Here is a 17,438-nt window from a genome sequence, read left to right on the forward strand (position 1 = left end):
AATGGCAAATAGGCTATTGAAGGTGAAAAGAACGATATCTTTGCTTAAGAAATATATTGTAAAGATAAGTTATTTCTTTTATGTGAGATATTTAGTTATATACTTTATATTCAAATAATTGCAGGTTTTTTTGTTCTACTTTATTTCAGCTTATTATTACTTTTTATACTATTTTGATCTGAGTATATTTTTATTATTGATAGATTACGATTGATTAACAATTGTGCAATAATGAGATATGGATTGCATAAATTAATTTAAGTGATAATTATTTGTCCTAAAAAATTTTTTTCAGGTTAGTCTTGGCGCCATTCATAAATAAATCAGTTTTATCATAGTGTTAGCTGACAATAATATTGCCAAATCTAAAAAATCCTTCTTTTTCTCTCTTAAATCTTTCTGTAAATCTAGCTAAAGCACACTGGCTCTGGCTTGACAAGGTTTTCATACCATCCGTAAACTCTTAATTGTGGTGATTTGTGGGATAATGTGGAGATTTCGGCCATCAAGGGGTAACCTGAGTATGTTTCGTGGAGCAACGCTGGTTAATCTCGATACTAAAGGGCGACTTACTGTACCCGCCCGATATAGGGAAATGCTGAATACGGAATCAAAAGGTCAAATGGTTTGTACTATTGATCTTCACCAGCCGTGTCTGTTGCTTTATACATTACCCGAATGGGAAATCATCGAAGAAAAATTATCTCGCTTATCCAGCATGAACCCAGCCGAACGTCGTGTTCAACGTTTGTTATTAGGACACGCTAGTGAATGCCAAATGGACAGTGCAGGACGTCTTTTGTTAGCCCATACATTGCGTCAGCATGCAGGGCTAACAAAAGAGGTCATGCTGGTTGGGCAATTTAATAAATTTGAATTGTGGGATGAGCAGGTCTGGTATCAGCAAGTACAAAGTGACATCGCTGCTGAACAATCTACACAAGAACCTTTATCAGCAAGGCTACAGGATTTATCACTATAAACATGGCAAATAGTCATTTCAAGCATACCAGTGTATTACTGGATGAAGCTGTCAATGGACTGAATATCCGGGAAGATGGAATTTATATTGATGGAACATTCGGGCGAGGGGGGCACTCTCGCCTGATTTTATCAAAATTAGGGCCGAATGGTCGTTTGATGGCAATTGATCGCGACCCGCAGGCCATTGAAGCATCAAAGGCGATTACTGACCCGCGTTTTTCCATTACACATGGACCATTTTCAGATTTGGCGACCTATGTAAAAGATGCAGGTCTGGCTGGACAGATTGATGGTGTACTGTTGGATTTAGGCGTGTCTTCACCGCAGCTGGATGATCCTGAACGTGGTTTCTCATTTATGCGTGACGGGCCACTGGATATGCGGATGGATACAACCCGAGGGCAATCAGCCGCAGAGTGGCTGATGAAGGCTGAAGCAGATGATATCGCGTGGGTACTGAAAACGTTTGGTGAAGAACGTTTTGCCAAACGTATTGCAAGAGCCATTGTTGCTCGCAATCAGGAAGAACCGATTACGCGAACCAGAGAATTGGCAGAGTTAATTGCGAAGGCAAGTCCAATTAAGGAGAAACATAAGCATCCTGCGACACGCAGTTTTCAGGCTATCAGAATCTACATTAACAGTGAACTGGAAGAAATAGAACGTGCATTGGACGGTGCATTGCAAGTTTTAGCACCACAAGGGCGATTATCAGTCATCAGTTTCCACTCGTTGGAAGATCGCATCGTGAAACGCTTTATCCAGCAACATAGTCAGGGGCCTAAGGTGCCGGCAGGTCTGCCGCTTACCGAAGTACAATTGAGGGCATTGGGAGGACGTAGTCTGAAATCAATTGGCAGGTTAAAACCCTCAGAGGATGAAGTGGCAACCAATCCGAGAGCAAGAAGTTCGGTATTGCGATTTGCTGAAAAGGCGGGTGATGAGAAGGCAGGTGAATAGTGGCAGGTGAACGTCATGGATTAGTGGGAGTTATTGGCAGGGATTTGTTCCGTAATGCCAAAATCCCACTGATTTTACTGGTGGCTGTTGTGGTTTCAGCCATCAGTGTAGTGACGGTCACCCATCAGACCCGCTTATTGACTGCGGAGAAAGAACGTCAGGCAATTCAGATTGATGCTCAGGATATTGAATGGCGTAACTTGCTCCTTGAAGAAAATGCATTGGGTGACCACAGTCGGATCGAATCTATAGCGACTGAAAAATTTCACATGCAACATGTCGATCCAGCACAAGAAAATATTGTGATCACTCAATAAAGTCCAGTTGACAACTAAAAGGTAGGCGATGAAAGCTGCACGCTCTTTAAAGTTGAAAAAACAAGAAGATAAAGCCAGTTTTGTTAAGTGGCGTTTTGTCTTGCTCTGCGGGGGCATTTCGCTTGCTTTAATCGGGCTTTTGATTCGAGTGGCTTATTTGCAGATTATCAACCCTGACCGTTTGGTGAAAGAGGGGGATTCCCGCTCTTTGCGTGTCCAGTCCATTCCTACCTCTCGTGGTATGATTAACGACCGCAATGGGCGTCCGCTGGCTGTCAGCGTACCGGTAGATGCCGTCTGGGCGGACCCGAAAGAAGTCTTTGAAAAAGGCGGGATTACAGATGATACCCGTTGGCAAGCGTTGGCTGATGCACTCTCTATTCCTCTAGACCAACTCACCAGTAAAATTAATGAATATCCCAAAGGTCGATTCGTCTATCTTGCCCGTCAGGTTAATACCTCAATTGGCGATTATGTCGGAAAACTGAAACTCCCGGGTATCTATTTGCGTCAGGAGTCCCGCCGTTATTATCCGGCCGGTCAGGTGACGGCACACATTATCGGTGTGACCAATATCGATGGCAATGGTATTGAAGGGGTGGAAAAGAGTTTCGACAGCTGGCTGACGGGTAAACCGGGTAGCCGGACTGTCCGTAAGGATCGTAACGGTCGGGTGATTGAGGACATCTCATCTGTAGACAGCAGGGCTGCTCATGATTTGGCGCTCAGTATTGATGAACGTCTACAGACATTGGTCTATCGGGAATTAACTAAAGCCGTCGTACTTAACAAGGCTGAATCCGGTACAGCCGTATTAGTAGATGTTAATACCGGCGAAGTTCTGGCAATGGCAAACAGCCCGTCCTATAACCCGAATAATCTGGCTGGCACTCCCAAAGACGCGATGCGTAACCGGGCTATCACTGACATGTTTGAACCCGGCTCCACGATAAAACCGCTGGTTGTGATGAGCGCGCTGAATAATGGGATTGTCAAAGAAAATACCGTATTGGATACCAGACCCTACCGATTGATGTATGGTTCGAGAGGCCATGAAATTAAAGACGTGGCCCCTCGCTCTGAATTAACCATCACGGGGATCTTACAGAAGTCGAGTAACGTTGGTGTTTCTAAACTGGCGTTAGCGATGCCTGCCTCAGAGCTGGTAGATGTGTACTACCGCTTTGGGATGGGAAAACCGACCGATTTGGGGTTGGTCGGAGAAAAGAGTGGCGTATTTCCAAAAAATAGACAAAGGTGGTCAGATCTTGAGAGGGCCACCTTCTCCTTCGGCTACGGGCTGATGGTAACACCGTTACAGTTAGCGCGAGTCTATGCAACGATAGGTAGTCTGGGTGTTTATCGTCCATTATCGATTACCAAAGTTGATCCCCCCGTTCCGGGAACCCGGGTATTTCCTGAGCATATTATGCGCACAGTGGTACACATGATGGAAAGTGTGGCACTACCCGGTGGTGGTGGGGTACGTGCGGCGATAAAAGGTTATCGTATTGCGATTAAAACCGGTACGGCTAAAAAGGTCGGGCCGGACGGTAAATATGTAAATAAATATATTTCCTATACCGCAGGTGTTGCACCTGCGAGTAATCCACGTTTTGCACTGGTTGTGATTATCGATGATCCACAGGCAGGAAAATATTATGGCGGTGCAGTTTCAGCGCCTATCTTCGGTGCCATCATGAGTGGTGTTCTCCGTACGATGAATGTTGAGCCTGATGCCTTGCCTGCGGACGATAAAAAAGAGTTTGTAGTTGATAACTAATTAATAACTAATCTGTGATGAATAAATAAAAAGAGGATAAAAGTGGAAGATCGTAATTTACGCGATTTGTTAGCTCTCTGGGGGATTAACGCCCCTGAGCTTCCGCTACGAGAAATGACATTGGACAGCCGCAAAGCGGCTGCCGGAGATCTGTTTGTTGCGGTTAAAGGGCATCAGGCAGATGGTCGAAAATACATTCCTCAAGCCATCGCTCAGGGGGTCGCTGCGGTGATCGCTGAAGCGGAGGGAAAAGCGGATAACGGCACCATTCAGGAAATGCACGGTGTTCCGGTTATCTATTTTGATGATTTAAATAATAAACTGTCGAAATTGGCAGGTGAATTTTATCAGCACCCGGGTAACAAATTAAAGCTGGTTGGCGTCACAGGAACCAACGGTAAAACAACAACAACACAATTGTTGGCACAGTGGAGTCAGGGGCTGGGAGAAACCAGTGCCGTGATGGGAACGGTGGGAAATGGTCTGCTGGGCATGACGGTTCCAACTGAAAATACGACAGGTTCAGCCGTTGACATTCAGCTTGATTTACAGCAACTCGTCAATCAGAAAGCAACGTTTGCAGCAATGGAAGTTTCATCACATGGCTTAATTCAAAGCCGTGTAGCCTCGTTACCGTATCAGGCCGCTGTTTTTACTAATTTAAGCCGTGATCACCTTGATTATCATGGCGATATGGAAAGCTACGAAGAAGCCAAATGGCTGCTGTTCAGCACGCATAACGTTAAACAAAAAATTATTAATGCTGATGATGACATCGGTCTGAAATGGTTATCCCGCTTACCTGATGCAGTGTTATCTGAAACCGTCGCTGTCACGATGGAAAATCGCCTGCCGGAAAACTGGCAGGGGCGGTGGTTATCGGCAAAAGACATTCATTACCACGATAAAGGCGCGTCTATTACCTTCACATCCAGCTGGGGAAGCGGAACTATTGAAAGCCCTCTGATGGGAGCCTTTAATGTCAGCAACCTGTTATTAGCTCTTGCAACGCTATTATCACTGGAATATCCGTTAGAAAAACTGCTGGCAACTGTATCTTGTCTGATCCCGGTTTGTGGGCGAATGGAAGTATTTGCAGCCTCAGGCCGTCCTACGGTAGTCGTCGATTATGCTCACACACCGGATGCACTGGAAAAAGCCCTGGCAGCAGCAAGACTGCACTGCAAAGGGCAGCTCTGGTGTGTATTCGGTTGTGGAGGCGATCGCGATAAGGGCAAACGCCCATTAATGGGAGGAGTTGCTGAGCAAGAGGCAGATCGGGTGGTTGTGACTGATGACAATCCACGTAGCGAAGAGCCTCAGTCCATAGTTGCGGATATTCTGACAGGCTTCATCGATCCGGGCCGTGCGATGGTGATTCATGGGCGTGTTGAAGCAGTTACCAGTGCCATTATGCAGGCGGCAGAAGACGATGTTGTGTTAGTCGCAGGTAAAGGCCATGAAGACTATCAATTGGTAGGGAACCGCCGTCTGGATTATTCAGATCGTCTGACAGTTGCGCGTCTGTTGGGGGTGACAGCATGATCTCACTGACTCTACAACAGCTGGCACAAGTGACCGAGGGAACGTTACATCACGTTTCCGGGCAACAGGCGGCCATTATCCGTATTGAAGCGGTGACAACTGACAGCCGCAAAATCACAGGTGGTGATCTGTTCATTGCTTTAAAAGGGGAAAACTTTGATGCCCATCACTTCGCGGCTGATGTAGCGAAGCAAGGCGCCGCTGTTTTGTTGGTCGAGCGACCTCTTGAAGTGGATTGCCCTCAGGTGGTTGTAGAAGACACCCGTTTGGCAATGGGCAAACTGGCGGGCTGGGTTCGCGGGCAAAGCAATGCACGAATTGTTGCATTGACGGGGTCTTCCGGCAAAACCTCCGTGAAAGAGATGACTGCTGCGATTTTACGTCAATGCGGTAATACGCTTTATACCGCAGGCAACTTTAATAACGATATCGGTGTACCGTTAACCCTGTTCCGCCTTACGCCGGAACACCAGTTTGCGGTTATTGAGCTGGGTGCTAACCATATTGGTGAAATTGCGTATACCACTGATATGGTTCGGCCTGAAAGTGCGCTGGTTAATAATCTGTTTTCTGCCCATCTGGAAGGATTTGGTTCACTGGCGGGAGTGGCCAAAGCAAAAGGTGAAATTTTTGCAGGGCTTTCGTCCACAGGCACCGCCATTATCAATCTGGACAGCAATGACTGGCATAACTGGCAGCAGAGCATCAGTGATCAGCAGACGGTATGGCGTTTTTCCATTACACCTGCGGCAGACGCCGATTTTTATGTGACAGATATTCAGGAGCAGCCTCTGGAAACGCGCTTCTGTCTGCATACACCAATCGGCAATTGTGAAATCGCGTTGCCGTTGCCCGGAAAACACAATATAGCCAATGTCTTAGCCGCCAGTGCACTGGCGATTTCAGTCGGAGCATCCCTCGATGATATTCGTACCGGTTTATTAGGGCTGAAAGCGGTGCCGGGGCGGTTATTCCCGGTTTCTCTGGCCGCCGGAAAAGTGGTGCTGGATGATACTTATAATGCCAATCCCGGCTCCATGATTGCTGCCGCACAGGTATTAGCCCGGATGCCCGGCTATCGCGTGATGGTGGTCAGCGATATGGGTGAATTGGGTGAGCAGGCGATTGAGTGCCACCGTCAGGTTGGTGAAGCTGTTGCATCGACAGACATTGAACAACTGCTTAGCGTCGGGCCTTTAAGTGCTCATATTAGTGATGCAAGTGGTCGTGGTCAGCATTTTTCCAGCAAGGCCGAGTTAGTTGCAGCACTGCTTCCTGTATTGAAGCAACACGAAACGATTTCTGTATTAATTAAAGGTTCACGCAGCGCCAAAATGGAAGAGGTAGTGGACTCACTGAAGGAGAACTTCCAATGTTAGTTTGGCTGGCTGAGTATCTGGTTAAGTATCATACAGGATTTAACGTCTTTTCCTATCTGACGTTCAGAGCGATTGTCGGTTTGCTGACTGCTTTGTCTATTGCATTGTGGATGGGGCCAACTCTGATTGCTTATCTGCAAAAGTTACAGATCGGTCAGGTTGTACGTAACGATGGGCCGGAGTCCCATTTCAGCAAGCGCGGAACACCGACGATGGGCGGGTTGCTGATCCTGTTTTCTATTACTATTTCTGTCCTGCTATGGGCGCGTCTGGATAACCCTTATGTCTGGTGTGTACTGGCTGTACTGCTGGGTTACGGCATCGTCGGGTTCGTTGATGACTATCGGAAGGTTGTCCGTAAAGACACGAAGGGGTTGATTGCCCGCTGGAAATATTTCTGGCAGTCCGTACTGGCGCTTGGTGTGGCATTTGCGATGTACAGCATTGGTAAAGATACGCCGGCGACACAATTGGTTGTGCCGTTTTTCAAAGATGTGATGCCGCAGCTTGGCCTGTTGTACATCTTGCTGACTTATTTCGTAATTGTCGGAACCAGTAATGCCGTTAACCTGACCGATGGGCTGGATGGTCTGGCAATTATGCCAACCGTACTGGTGGCAGCCGGTTTTGCATTAGTGGCATGGGCAACAGGTAACGTCAATTTTGCCAATTATTTGCATATTCCTTACCTGAGCCATGCCGGTGAATTAGTGATTGTCTGCACCGCAATTGTCGGGGCAGGGCTGGGTTTCCTGTGGTTCAACACCTATCCGGCACAGGTTTTCATGGGCGATGTTGGCTCACTGGCTCTGGGCGGAGCGCTGGGAACCATCGCGGTGTTACTGCGTCAGGAATTTCTGCTGGTCATTATGGGCGGGGTATTTGTTGTGGAAACACTGTCCGTTATTTTGCAGGTCGGCTCGTTCAAGTTACGCGGTCAGCGTATTTTCCGTATGGCTCCTATTCACCATCACTATGAGCTGAAAGGCTGGCCGGAGCCACGCGTTATTGTACGTTTCTGGATTATTTCCCTGATGCTGGTACTGATTGGTCTGGCAACACTGAAGGTACGTTAATCATGACTGAACGGATCATGACAAAATACGAAGGTAAAAAAGTCGTTATTGTTGGGCTGGGGTTAACCGGCCTTTCCTGCGTTGACTTTTTCATGGCGCGTGGCGTGATTCCTCGTGTGATGGATACCCGTATCGTACCGCCGGGAAGTGACAAGCTGCCTGATAATGTTGAATGTCACACCGGCAGCTTCAACAAACAGTGGCTGATGGAAGCTGATTTAATTGTCGCCAGCCCGGGTATTGCGCTGGCAACACCTGAACTCAAGGCCGCGGCTGATGCTGGCATTGAAATAGTCGGAGATATTGAACTGTTCTGCCGTGAGGCAACAGCGCCGATTGTGGCGATTACGGGTTCAAATGGTAAAAGCACAGTAACCACTCTGGTGGGTGAAATGGCGAAAGCTGCTGAATGGCAGGTTGGAGTTGGAGGGAATATCGGTGTTCCGGCTCTGGAGTTACTGAAGCAACCTTGCCAGCTTTATGTTTTGGAACTTTCCAGTTTTCAGCTTGAGACAACTTACAGCCTGCGGGCAGCTGCTGCGACTGTGCTGAATGTCACCGAAGACCATATGGTTCGCTACCCTGAAGGGCTGGCTCAATATCGCGCAGCCAAGCTGCGCATCTATGATCAGTCCAAAGTATGTGTTGTGAATGAGCAGGATGATCTGACCCTGCCGGTAGCAGGTAAAGACAGCCGTTGTATCAGTTTTGGTGTAGGAAGTGGTGATTACCGGCTTGACAGTGAACAGCAACAATTAGTTGCCAATCAACAGCCCGTCCTGTCTACACGTGAGATGTGTCTGACAGGTCAGCATAATTACACTAACGGGCTTGCTGCGCTGGCGCTGGCCGATGCGGTTAATATCCCCCGTGAAGCAAGTCTGCGGGCACTGCGTACTTATCAGGGGCTGGCTCACCGTTTTCAGGTAGTTCATATGAGAAACGGTATTCGCTGGGTTAATGATTCCAAAGCCACAAATGTCGGCAGCACTCAGGCAGCATTGAGTGGCCTGATGCTGGAGGGAACACTTTACCTGTTAGTCGGTGGAGACGGGAAAGAAGCTGATTTCACCCCTCTTCGGTCTTATTTAGCCGGAAATAACATTCGTCTTTATTGTTTTGGTCGTGATGGAAATCAACTGGCGCAGCTGCGTCCTGAAATTTCCACACTGACGGATACGATGGAACAGGCCATGAGGGAAATTACCCCCAAATTGGTTAGCGGAGACATGGTGTTATTGTCACCGGCCTGTGCGAGCTTTGATCAGTTTAGTGGTTTTGAACAGCGGGGTTATGAGTTCTCCCGTTTGGCGGAGGAGTTGGGTTAATGATCATTCCGGGCCTCGGTAAATTTAAAAATTGGCTGGCGGGTAATGTGGAGACAGATCCCACAGATATCGTCATGTATGATCGTACCCTGGTCTGGATGGTACTTGGGTTAGCGGCGATTGGTTTTGTGATGGTGACATCGGCTTCAATGCCAGTCGGGCAGCGTCTTGCTCAGGATCCATTTATCTTTTCGAATCGCGATGCAGCTTATCTGGGGCTGTCATTTGGCCTGTCGCTGATTACGCTGCGCATTCCGATGGCGTTCTGGCAGCGTTACAGCATTGTTATGTTATTAATGACGATCATGATGCTGGTTGTCGTGCTGTTTGTGGGTAGCTCAGTGAATGGGGCATCTCGTTGGGTAGCCATTGGCCCTCTACGTATTCAGCCGGCGGAATTATCGAAGTTGTCACTCTTTTGTTACCTCTCCAGTTATCTGGTGAGAAAAGTCGAAGAGGTGAGAAACAACTTCTGGGGGTTCTGTAAGCCGATGGGCGTCATGATCGCGCTGGCTGTCCTGCTGCTGGCCCAACCCGATTTGGGAACCGTGGTTGTACTGTTTGTAACAACTCTGGCTCTGTTATTTTTGGCGGGGGCAAAACTGTGGCAGTTTCTTGCCATCATTGGCTGCGGCATCTTTGCGGTTATCGTGTTGATTATTGCGGAGCCATACCGTGTGCGCAGGGTAACTTCTTTCCTGAATCCGTGGGATGACCCTTTCGGTAGTGGCTATCAGCTTACACAATCTCTGATGGCATTTGGTCGCGGAGACTTTTTCGGGCAAGGGCTTGGGAATTCAGTTCAGAAACTGGAATATCTGCCGGAAGCCCACACTGACTTTATTTTCTCCATTTTAGGGGAAGAATTAGGTTATTTAGGTGTGGTTTTGGTGTTGGCAATGGTATTCTTCGTCGCTTTCCGCGCAATGATGATTGGCCGCCGCGCGTTGCAGCTCGATCAGCGATTTGCAGGTTTTCTGGCCTGTGCCATTGGTCTGTGGTTCAGCTTTCAGGCATTCATCAATGTGGGTGCAGCTTCAGGGATGTTACCGACGAAAGGGCTGACATTGCCTCTTGTCAGTTATGGTGGTTCGAGTCTGATCGTGATGTCAACGGCCATCGTTTTATTATTGCGAATTGATTATGAAGTGCGTCTGGCAAAAGCGCAGGCGTTCGTAAGGAGCCCTAAATGAGTGGCAAAAACCGGCGGTTGATGGTAATGGCGGGCGGAACCGGAGGCCATGTGTTTCCGGGGCTGGCAGTTGCCCATTATTTGAAAGAACAGGGCTGGGAGATTCGCTGGTTGGGAACAGCTGATCGCATGGAGGCTGATTTAGTTCCGAAACATGGCATAGAGATCGAGTTTATTCAGATTTCAGGGTTGCGGGGCAAAGGGATAAAAGCGTTACTTGCTGCACCTATCAGAATTTTTAAGGCAATCCGGCAGGCAAAAACGATTATCCGACGTTATCAGCCGGACGTAGTGCTGGGAATGGGAGGATACGTCTCAGGGCCGGGCGGTATTGCTGCATGGTTGTGTGGTGTTCCGGTTGTTCTTCATGAGCAGAACGGTATCGCAGGATTAACCAACCGCTGGCTGGCTAAAATTGCAAAAACAGTTTTGCAGGCTTTTCCGGGAGCATTTCCGGATGCTCCGGTGGTCGGTAATCCGGTTCGTAAAGATGTGTTGGCATTACCTGCACCAGCACAGCGCCTCGCAGACAGACAAGGGCCTGTGCGCGTTCTTATTGTTGGTGGTAGTCAGGGTGCAAGAATTCTGAACCAGACAATGCCAGAAGCCGCTTCCCGTCTGGGAGACAGTATCTCTGTATGGCATCAGGCGGGCAAAGGTGCACAGGCAGAAACACAGAAAAAATATGCTGATTTAGCTGTCGCTGATTTCAGGGTGACTGAGTTTATTGATGATATGGCGCAGGCTTACGCGTGGGCTGATATCGTCATTTGCCGCTCTGGTGCGTTGACCGTCAGTGAAATTTCAGCGGCAGGTTTACCGGCGATTTTTATACCGTTTCAGCATAAAGATCGCCAGCAATATTGGAATGCGTTGCCGCTGGAACAAGCAGGAGCAGCAAAAATACTTGAACAGCCTCAATTTACGGCGGATACCGTCGTGGAATTGCTGAAACAGTGGCAGCGTCCGCAATTGCAGGAAATGGCAGAAAAAGCTCATTCTGTTGCCATTATCGATGCCACTGAACGAGTAGCCGCGGCATTGATTGATGCCGCTAAAAAATAGAATTCAGGCCGTTCTGTGGGTTTTTAAGATACCGGCAGGGCGGAGAAGTAAACATAACTAGTGAAGATTAAAACGTGAATATACAACAGTTGGCGAAATTAAGAGCTTCAGTGCCTGAAATGAGAAAAGTCAGGCATATCCACTTTGTTGGCATTGGTGGTGCTGGCATGGGTGGGATCGCCGAGGTGTTGGCCAATGAAGGTTATCAGATAAGTGGTTCTGATCTCGCTCCTAATCCTGTTACGCAGCAACTGATTGAACTGGGAGCAACTATTTATTTTAATCACCGCGCGGAGAATGTACGCAATGCCAGCGTGGTCGTTGCATCAACAGCAATTCCTGCCGATAACCCAGAAATTATTGCTGCCCGTGAAGCCCGTATCCCGGTTATCCGTCGTGCAGAGATGCTGGCAGAGCTGATGCGCTACCGACATGGCATCGCTGTTGCGGGAACGCATGGTAAAACGACGACGACAGCAATGATTGCAGGTATCTATGCTCAGGCTGGCCTTGATCCTACTTTTGTCAATGGCGGGTTGGTCAAGTCTGCGGGTACTCATGCTCGTCTTGGTACCAGCCGTTACCTGATTGCTGAAGCGGATGAAAGCGATGCGTCTTTCCTGCACTTGCAACCCATGATGGCGGTGGTAACCAATATTGAACCCGATCATATGGATACCTATCAGGGAGACTTTGAAAACCTGAAGCAGACTTTTGTCAACTTCCTGTATAATTTGCCATTTTATGGTCGGGCCGTGATGTGTATTGATGATCCGGTTGTGAAGGAGTTAATTCCGCGTATCGGTCGTTATGTGACGACTTATGGCTTCAGCAAAGAGGCTGACGTTCGCATTACCCATTATGAACAGAAGGGTGCACAGGGTTTCTTTACCATCAGCCGTGAAGATTTACCTGAACTTCATGTTGTCCTGAATGCTCCGGGAAAACATAACGCACTGAATGCAACAGCCGCTGTGGCTGTCGCAACTGAAGAAGGCATTGATGATACAGCGATTCTGGCATCGCTCGCTGAATTTCAGGGTACCGGACGCCGCTTTGACTTCTTGGGTGATTTTTCTCTCAGGAATATTAACAACAAAGAAGGCAGTGTCATGTTGGTTGATGATTATGGTCATCACCCGACTGAAGTTGATGCGACAGTAAAGGCTGCGCGAGCTGGCTGGCCAGATAAACGTATCGTTATGGTATTCCAGCCTCACCGTTATACCAGAACGCGTGATTTGTACGATGACTTTGCCAATGTATTGAATCAGGTGGATGTGTTGTTAATGCTGGATGTTTATTCTGCCGGGGAAACTCCGATACCGGGAGCGGACAGCCGTTCCTTATGTCGTACTATTCGCAGTCGAGGGAAGCTAGACCCGATACTGGTGTCAGAACCGGAGCAAATTTCGGTCATGCTGTCACAAATAATGGAAAACAACGACTTAGTATTAGTACAGGGTGCCGGTAATATCGGTAAAATAGCGCGCAATTTGGCTGAAACAAAATTACAGCCGTCTTTTAATGAAGGGGAGCATCATGGCTGATAAGGTCGCTGTCTTGTTGGGAGGAACTTCTGCTGAACGTGAAGTTTCACTGCAATCCGGGCAGGCTGTTGTAGCTGGGTTGAAGGAAGCAGGTATTAATGCACATTCAGTCGATACAAAATACTTTGATGTGACTAAACTCAAGGAAGAAGGGTTCAGCAAAGTCTTTATCGCCCTGCATGGACGTGGTGGTGAAGATGGTACAGTACAGGGCGTACTGGAATTTTTGCAGCTTCCTTATACCGGCAGCGGCGTAATGGCATCCGCTTTATCAATGGATAAATTGCGCACAAAGCAGTTATGGCAAGGGGCAAAACTGCCTGTTTCTCCCTATGTTGTGATTAATTCTCATCAATTTGAACAACTTAATGATTTTCAAATCAAAGAATATGTTCAAGAATTAGGGCTGCCATTAATGGTTAAGCCAAATCTGGAAGGTTCCAGTGTTGGCATGACAAAAGTGAACGACTACTCCGAGTTGCGTGGAGCACTGGAGCTGGCATTCCAATATGACCAAATTATCTTGGTTGAGAAATGGATGTTTGGCCCGGAATATACAGTGGCATTTCTTGGTGATGAAGTTCTTCCCTCCATTCGTATTCAGGCACCGGAAGTATTTTATGACTATGATGCGAAATATATCTCAAACGAAACTAAATATTTCTGCCCTAGTGGTTTAAGTGCAGAAAAAGAGCAAGAGTTGGCGGATCTCGCATTAAGAGCCTACAAGATCGTGGGATGCAGTGGCTGGGGAAGGGTTGATATCATGGATGATGGAAATGGCAATTTCTATCTACTGGAAGTGAACACTTCTCCGGGCATGACAAGTCATAGTCTGGTGCCTCAGGCTGCGCGTCAGACGGGATTAAGTTTTTCACAATTAGTAGCGAGAATTCTGGAGCTGGCTGATTGATATGTCACAGGCAGCCCGGAATACGCGGGAAATTGAAGTTCGGAGTTCCCGCCCCAGTAATGGTTATTATCTGGCAGGGTTCCTCTTCTTCCTGATGGTGGTTGGCACTGTCATATGGGGAGGCTGGGTAACCTTAGAGTGGATGAAGGATTCAAACCGGCTGCCACTCTCAAAACTGGTGTTGACAGGCCAGCGGCATTACACCACGGATGATGATGTCAGGCAGGCAATCCTGTCACTGGGCACGCCAGAGACATTTATGACACAGGATGTCAATGTCATTCAGGGCCAGATAGAGCGGCTGCCATGGGTCCGTCAGGTCACTGTACGTAAACAATGGCCTGATGAACTGAAAATTCATCTGGTAGAATACGTCCCTTATGTGCGTTGGAACGATACGCACATGCTGGATAAAGAAGGAAGAGTATTCAGTTTGCCTATCGAACGTAGCGCCGGAGGGCATTATTCCATGCTCTATGGCCCGGAAGGCAAAGAAAAAGTCGTATTGGCAGAATATCGCACAATGGCTGAACAGCTTGCTGCACATAAAATGAAATTGAAAGCAGTGATCATGACGGCTCGTAATTCCTGGCAACTGGTACTGGATAATGACGTCCGGCTGGAATTGGGTAATAAAGATCAAGAAGGGCGCATTCAGCGTTTTATTGAACTTTACCCTGTGTTGCAGAAAAACACGCAAAAACGTGTGGCTTATGTGGACTTACGTTATGACAGTGGTGCTGCGGTTGGCTGGGCTCCTTTATTAACTGACGCACCGGCTTCAATGAACGTGCAAGAAAATAAATAGTGACTGGCAATAATACAGAGACAGGCAGAACAACGATGATCAAATCAACGGACAGAAAATTGGTAGTTGGCCTTGAAATCGGGACAGCAAATGTATCTGCCCTGGTTGGTGAAATTCTGCCCGATGGTATGGTTAATATTATCGGAGTGGGAAATTGCCCATCCCGCGGCATGGATAAAGGCGGCGTCAACGATCTTGAATCAGTCGTTAAATGCGTCCAGCGTGCGATTGATCAGGCTGAGTTAATGGCAGATTGCCAAATATCTTCAGTTTATCTGGCGCTGTCTGGCAAACATATTAGTTGCCAGAACGAAATTGGCATGGTGCCAATTTCAGAAGAAGAAGTAACACAGGATGATGTGGACAGTGTTGTCCATACAGCCAAATCGGTTCGTGTTCGCGATGAGCACCGTATTTTGCATGTGATCCCACAAGAATACGCTATCGATTATCAGGAAGGTATCAAAAACCCAGTCGGGCTTTCCGGTGTGCGTATGCAGGCGAAAGTGCATTTGATTACCTGCCATAACGACATGGCAAAAAATATTGTAAAAGCTGTTGAGCGTTGTGGGCTGAAAGTTGACCAGCTTATTTTTGCAGGATTAGCGGCAAGTTATGCTGTTTTGACAGAAGATGAGCGTGAATTAGGGGTATGTGTCGTTGATATCGGCGGCGGAACGATGGATATCGCGGTATATACTGGCGGTGCATTGCGTCATACCAAAGTGATCCCATATGCAGGAAATGTTGTTACCAGTGATATTGCCTATGCATTTGGTACACCGCCGAGTGACGCTGAGACTATCAAGGTACGCCACGGTTGCGCACTGGGTTCGATAGTCAGCAAGGATGAAAGCGTTGAAGTTCCGAGTGTGGGAGGACGCCCTCCCCGCAGTTTGCAACGCCAGACTCTGGCTGAGGTTATTGAGCCACGTTATACCGAACTGCTGAATTTAGTCAATGATGAAATTTTACGATTGCAGGAGCAATTGCGTCAGCAGGGGGTAAAACATCATCTGGCCGCAGGGATCGTTTTAACAGGTGGGGGTGCTCAGATAGATGGGTTGGCTGAGTGTGCCCAACGAGTATTTCATACTCAGGTACGTATTGGACGTCCCCTGAACATTACCGGCCTGACAGATTACGTGCAGGAGCCTTGCTACTCAACAGCAGTCGGGCTTCTGCATTATGGCAAAGAATCCCACCTTGGCGGCGATTCTGATGCTGATAAAAGAACTTCAGTAAGCGGCTGGTTCAAAAAAGTCAGTAGCTGGCTGAGAAAAGAATTTTGATTTTTTATACAGAGGCCGTGAAAATGATGTCGGCCTCGACATAAAGGCACAAAACGGAGAGAAATTATGTTTGAACCACTGGAATTAACCAATGACGCGGTGATTAAAGTCATCGGCGTCGGCGGTGGCGGCGGTAATGCTGTTGAACATATGGTGCGTGAGCGTATTGAAGGTGTCGATTTCTTTGCGGTTAACACTGATGCTCAGGCATTGCGTAAAACAGCTGTCGGTCAGACCATCCAGATTGGCAACGGCATTACAAAAGGATTGGGCGCTGGTGCAAACCCTGAGGTCGGACGTACAGCGGCGGAAGAAGACCGCGAATCACTGCGTACGGCACTGGAAGGGGCCGATATGGTATTTATCGCTGCCGGTATGGGTGGCGGTACAGGAACCGGTGCTGCTCCCGTTGTGGCTGAGATTGCCAAAGAGCTTGGAATTCTGACCGTTGCTGTTGTCACCAAGCCATTTAATTTTGAAGGCAAAAAACGTATGGCCTTCGCGGAGCAGGGGATCACTGAACTGTCCAAACATGTGGACTCTCTGATCACTATTCCAAACGATAAATTGCTGAAAGTGCTGGGCCGTGGCATCTCTCTGTTGGATGCATTTGGTGCAGCCAATGACGTGCTGAAAGGTGCGGTTCAAGGTATCGCTGAACTGATCACGCGTCCCGGCTTGATGAATGTTGACTTCGCTGACGTTCGTACTGTGATGTCCGAAATGGGTTATGCCATGATGGGCTCTGGTATCGCGCAGGGCGAAGACCGTGCGGAAGAGGCGGCTGAAATGGCTATTTCCAGCCCATTGCTGGAAGACATCGATCTGTCCGGAGCGCGTGGTGTACTGGTCAACATTACAGCGGGCTTTGATCTGCGTCTGGATGAATTTGAAACAGTGGGTAATACTATCCGTGCATTTGCTTCAGACAATGCAACGGTGGTTATCGGTACATCACTGGATCCGGATATGAATGATGAGCTGCGTGTCACTGTGGTAGCCACGGGTATCGGGATGGATAAACGTCCTGAAATTACGCTGGTGACTAATAACAAGGCATCTCAGCCAAATACATTGGATCGCCGCTATCAGCAAATGCCTGGTGGAATTTCATCATTACCTGATGAAAATAAACCAGCAGCAAAAGTGGTCAATGACCAAAATGCACAGACAAGTAAAGAACCTGATTATCTAGATATTCCGGCATTTTTGCGCAAGCAGGCTGACTGATAGCTAAAAAATTGGT

At 47.9% G+C, this 17,438-nt stretch carries 15 protein-coding genes; all 15 read left to right on the top strand.

Features of this window, described 5'->3' with window-relative positions; genetic code table 11:
- The first annotated feature begins 523 nt into the window (after positions 1-523).
- The 15 genes from mraZ (at position 524) to ftsZ (ending at position 17,422) form a co-directional block, all read left to right on the top strand.
- Complete coding sequence (gene mraZ / locus Xsto_RS11395) at positions 524-982, top strand: division/cell wall cluster transcriptional repressor MraZ (RefSeq protein WP_099125127.1); 459 nt, start codon at positions 524-526, stop codon at positions 980-982.
- Positions 983-984: 2 nt separating this feature from the next.
- The gene (gene rsmH / locus Xsto_RS11400; protein ID WP_099109916.1) at positions 985-1,944 is read left to right on the top strand and encodes a 16S rRNA (cytosine(1402)-N(4))-methyltransferase RsmH; all 960 of its coding nucleotides are present in this window, start codon (positions 985-987) and stop codon (positions 1,942-1,944) included.
- Entirely contained in the window at positions 1,941-2,261 is a 321-nt protein-coding gene (ftsL, locus tag Xsto_RS11405; protein WP_099109915.1) for a cell division protein FtsL, read from the top strand. The genes rsmH and ftsL overlap by 4 nt, the downstream gene beginning before the upstream one ends.
- A gap of 28 nt (positions 2,262-2,289) precedes the next feature.
- Positions 2,290-4,044, top strand: a complete 1,755-nt coding sequence (locus Xsto_RS11410; RefSeq protein WP_099109914.1) for a peptidoglycan glycosyltransferase FtsI — start codon at positions 2,290-2,292, stop codon at positions 4,042-4,044.
- A 42-nt stretch (positions 4,045-4,086) separates the two neighbouring features.
- A complete protein-coding gene (murE, locus tag Xsto_RS11415; protein ID WP_099125128.1) occupies positions 4,087-5,589 on the top strand; it encodes a UDP-N-acetylmuramoyl-L-alanyl-D-glutamate--2,6-diaminopimelate ligase in 1,503 nt (500 codons plus the stop codon).
- Positions 5,586-6,968, top strand: coding sequence for a UDP-N-acetylmuramoyl-tripeptide--D-alanyl-D-alanine ligase (murF, locus tag Xsto_RS11420; RefSeq protein WP_099125129.1), 1,383 nt, complete (start codon positions 5,586-5,588; stop codon positions 6,966-6,968). The genes murE and murF overlap by 4 nt, the downstream gene beginning before the upstream one ends.
- On the top strand, positions 6,962-8,044 hold the full coding sequence (gene mraY, locus Xsto_RS11425; RefSeq protein ID WP_099122653.1) for a phospho-N-acetylmuramoyl-pentapeptide-transferase: 1,083 nt from the start codon (positions 6,962-6,964) through the stop codon (positions 8,042-8,044). The genes murF and mraY overlap by 7 nt, the downstream gene beginning before the upstream one ends.
- Positions 8,045-8,061: 17 nt before the next feature.
- Positions 8,062-9,372, top strand: a complete 1,311-nt coding sequence (gene murD, locus Xsto_RS11430) for a UDP-N-acetylmuramoyl-L-alanine--D-glutamate ligase (protein ID WP_099125141.1) — start codon at positions 8,062-8,064, stop codon at positions 9,370-9,372.
- Positions 9,372-10,565 (top strand): cell division protein FtsW, encoded by a 1,194-nt coding sequence (gene ftsW / locus Xsto_RS11435; RefSeq protein ID WP_099109910.1) that lies wholly within the window; start codon positions 9,372-9,374, stop codon positions 10,563-10,565. The genes murD and ftsW overlap by 1 nt, the downstream gene beginning before the upstream one ends.
- Positions 10,562-11,629 (top strand): undecaprenyldiphospho-muramoylpentapeptide beta-N-acetylglucosaminyltransferase, encoded by a 1,068-nt coding sequence (gene murG / locus Xsto_RS11440; RefSeq protein WP_099125130.1) that lies wholly within the window; start codon positions 10,562-10,564, stop codon positions 11,627-11,629. The genes ftsW and murG overlap by 4 nt, the downstream gene beginning before the upstream one ends.
- A 74-nt stretch (positions 11,630-11,703) precedes the next feature.
- A complete protein-coding gene (gene murC / locus Xsto_RS11445; RefSeq protein WP_099109908.1) occupies positions 11,704-13,179 on the top strand; it encodes a UDP-N-acetylmuramate--L-alanine ligase in 1,476 nt (491 codons plus the stop codon).
- Positions 13,172-14,092 (top strand): D-alanine--D-alanine ligase, encoded by a 921-nt coding sequence (locus Xsto_RS11450; protein ID WP_099109907.1) that lies wholly within the window; start codon positions 13,172-13,174, stop codon positions 14,090-14,092. Before murC ends, Xsto_RS11450 begins: the two co-directional genes overlap by 8 nt.
- A gap of 1 nt (position 14,093) precedes the next feature.
- Complete coding sequence (gene ftsQ / locus Xsto_RS11455; protein ID WP_099125131.1) at positions 14,094-14,900, top strand: cell division protein FtsQ; 807 nt, start codon at positions 14,094-14,096, stop codon at positions 14,898-14,900.
- 35 nt (positions 14,901-14,935) lie between these two features.
- Positions 14,936-16,192, top strand: coding sequence for a cell division protein FtsA (gene ftsA, locus Xsto_RS11460; RefSeq protein ID WP_086955564.1), 1,257 nt, complete (start codon positions 14,936-14,938; stop codon positions 16,190-16,192).
- 66 nt (positions 16,193-16,258) lie between these two features.
- Positions 16,259-17,422 carry a cell division protein FtsZ gene (ftsZ, locus tag Xsto_RS11465; protein WP_099109905.1) on the top strand — a complete coding sequence of 388 codons (1,164 nt, stop codon included), beginning with the start codon at positions 16,259-16,261 and terminating at the stop codon, positions 17,420-17,422.
- Positions 17,423-17,438: the final 16 nt, after the last annotated feature.

The organism is Xenorhabdus stockiae, assembly GCF_002632825.1.
Taxonomy (GTDB): Bacteria; Pseudomonadota; Gammaproteobacteria; order Enterobacterales; family Enterobacteriaceae; genus Xenorhabdus; species Xenorhabdus stockiae.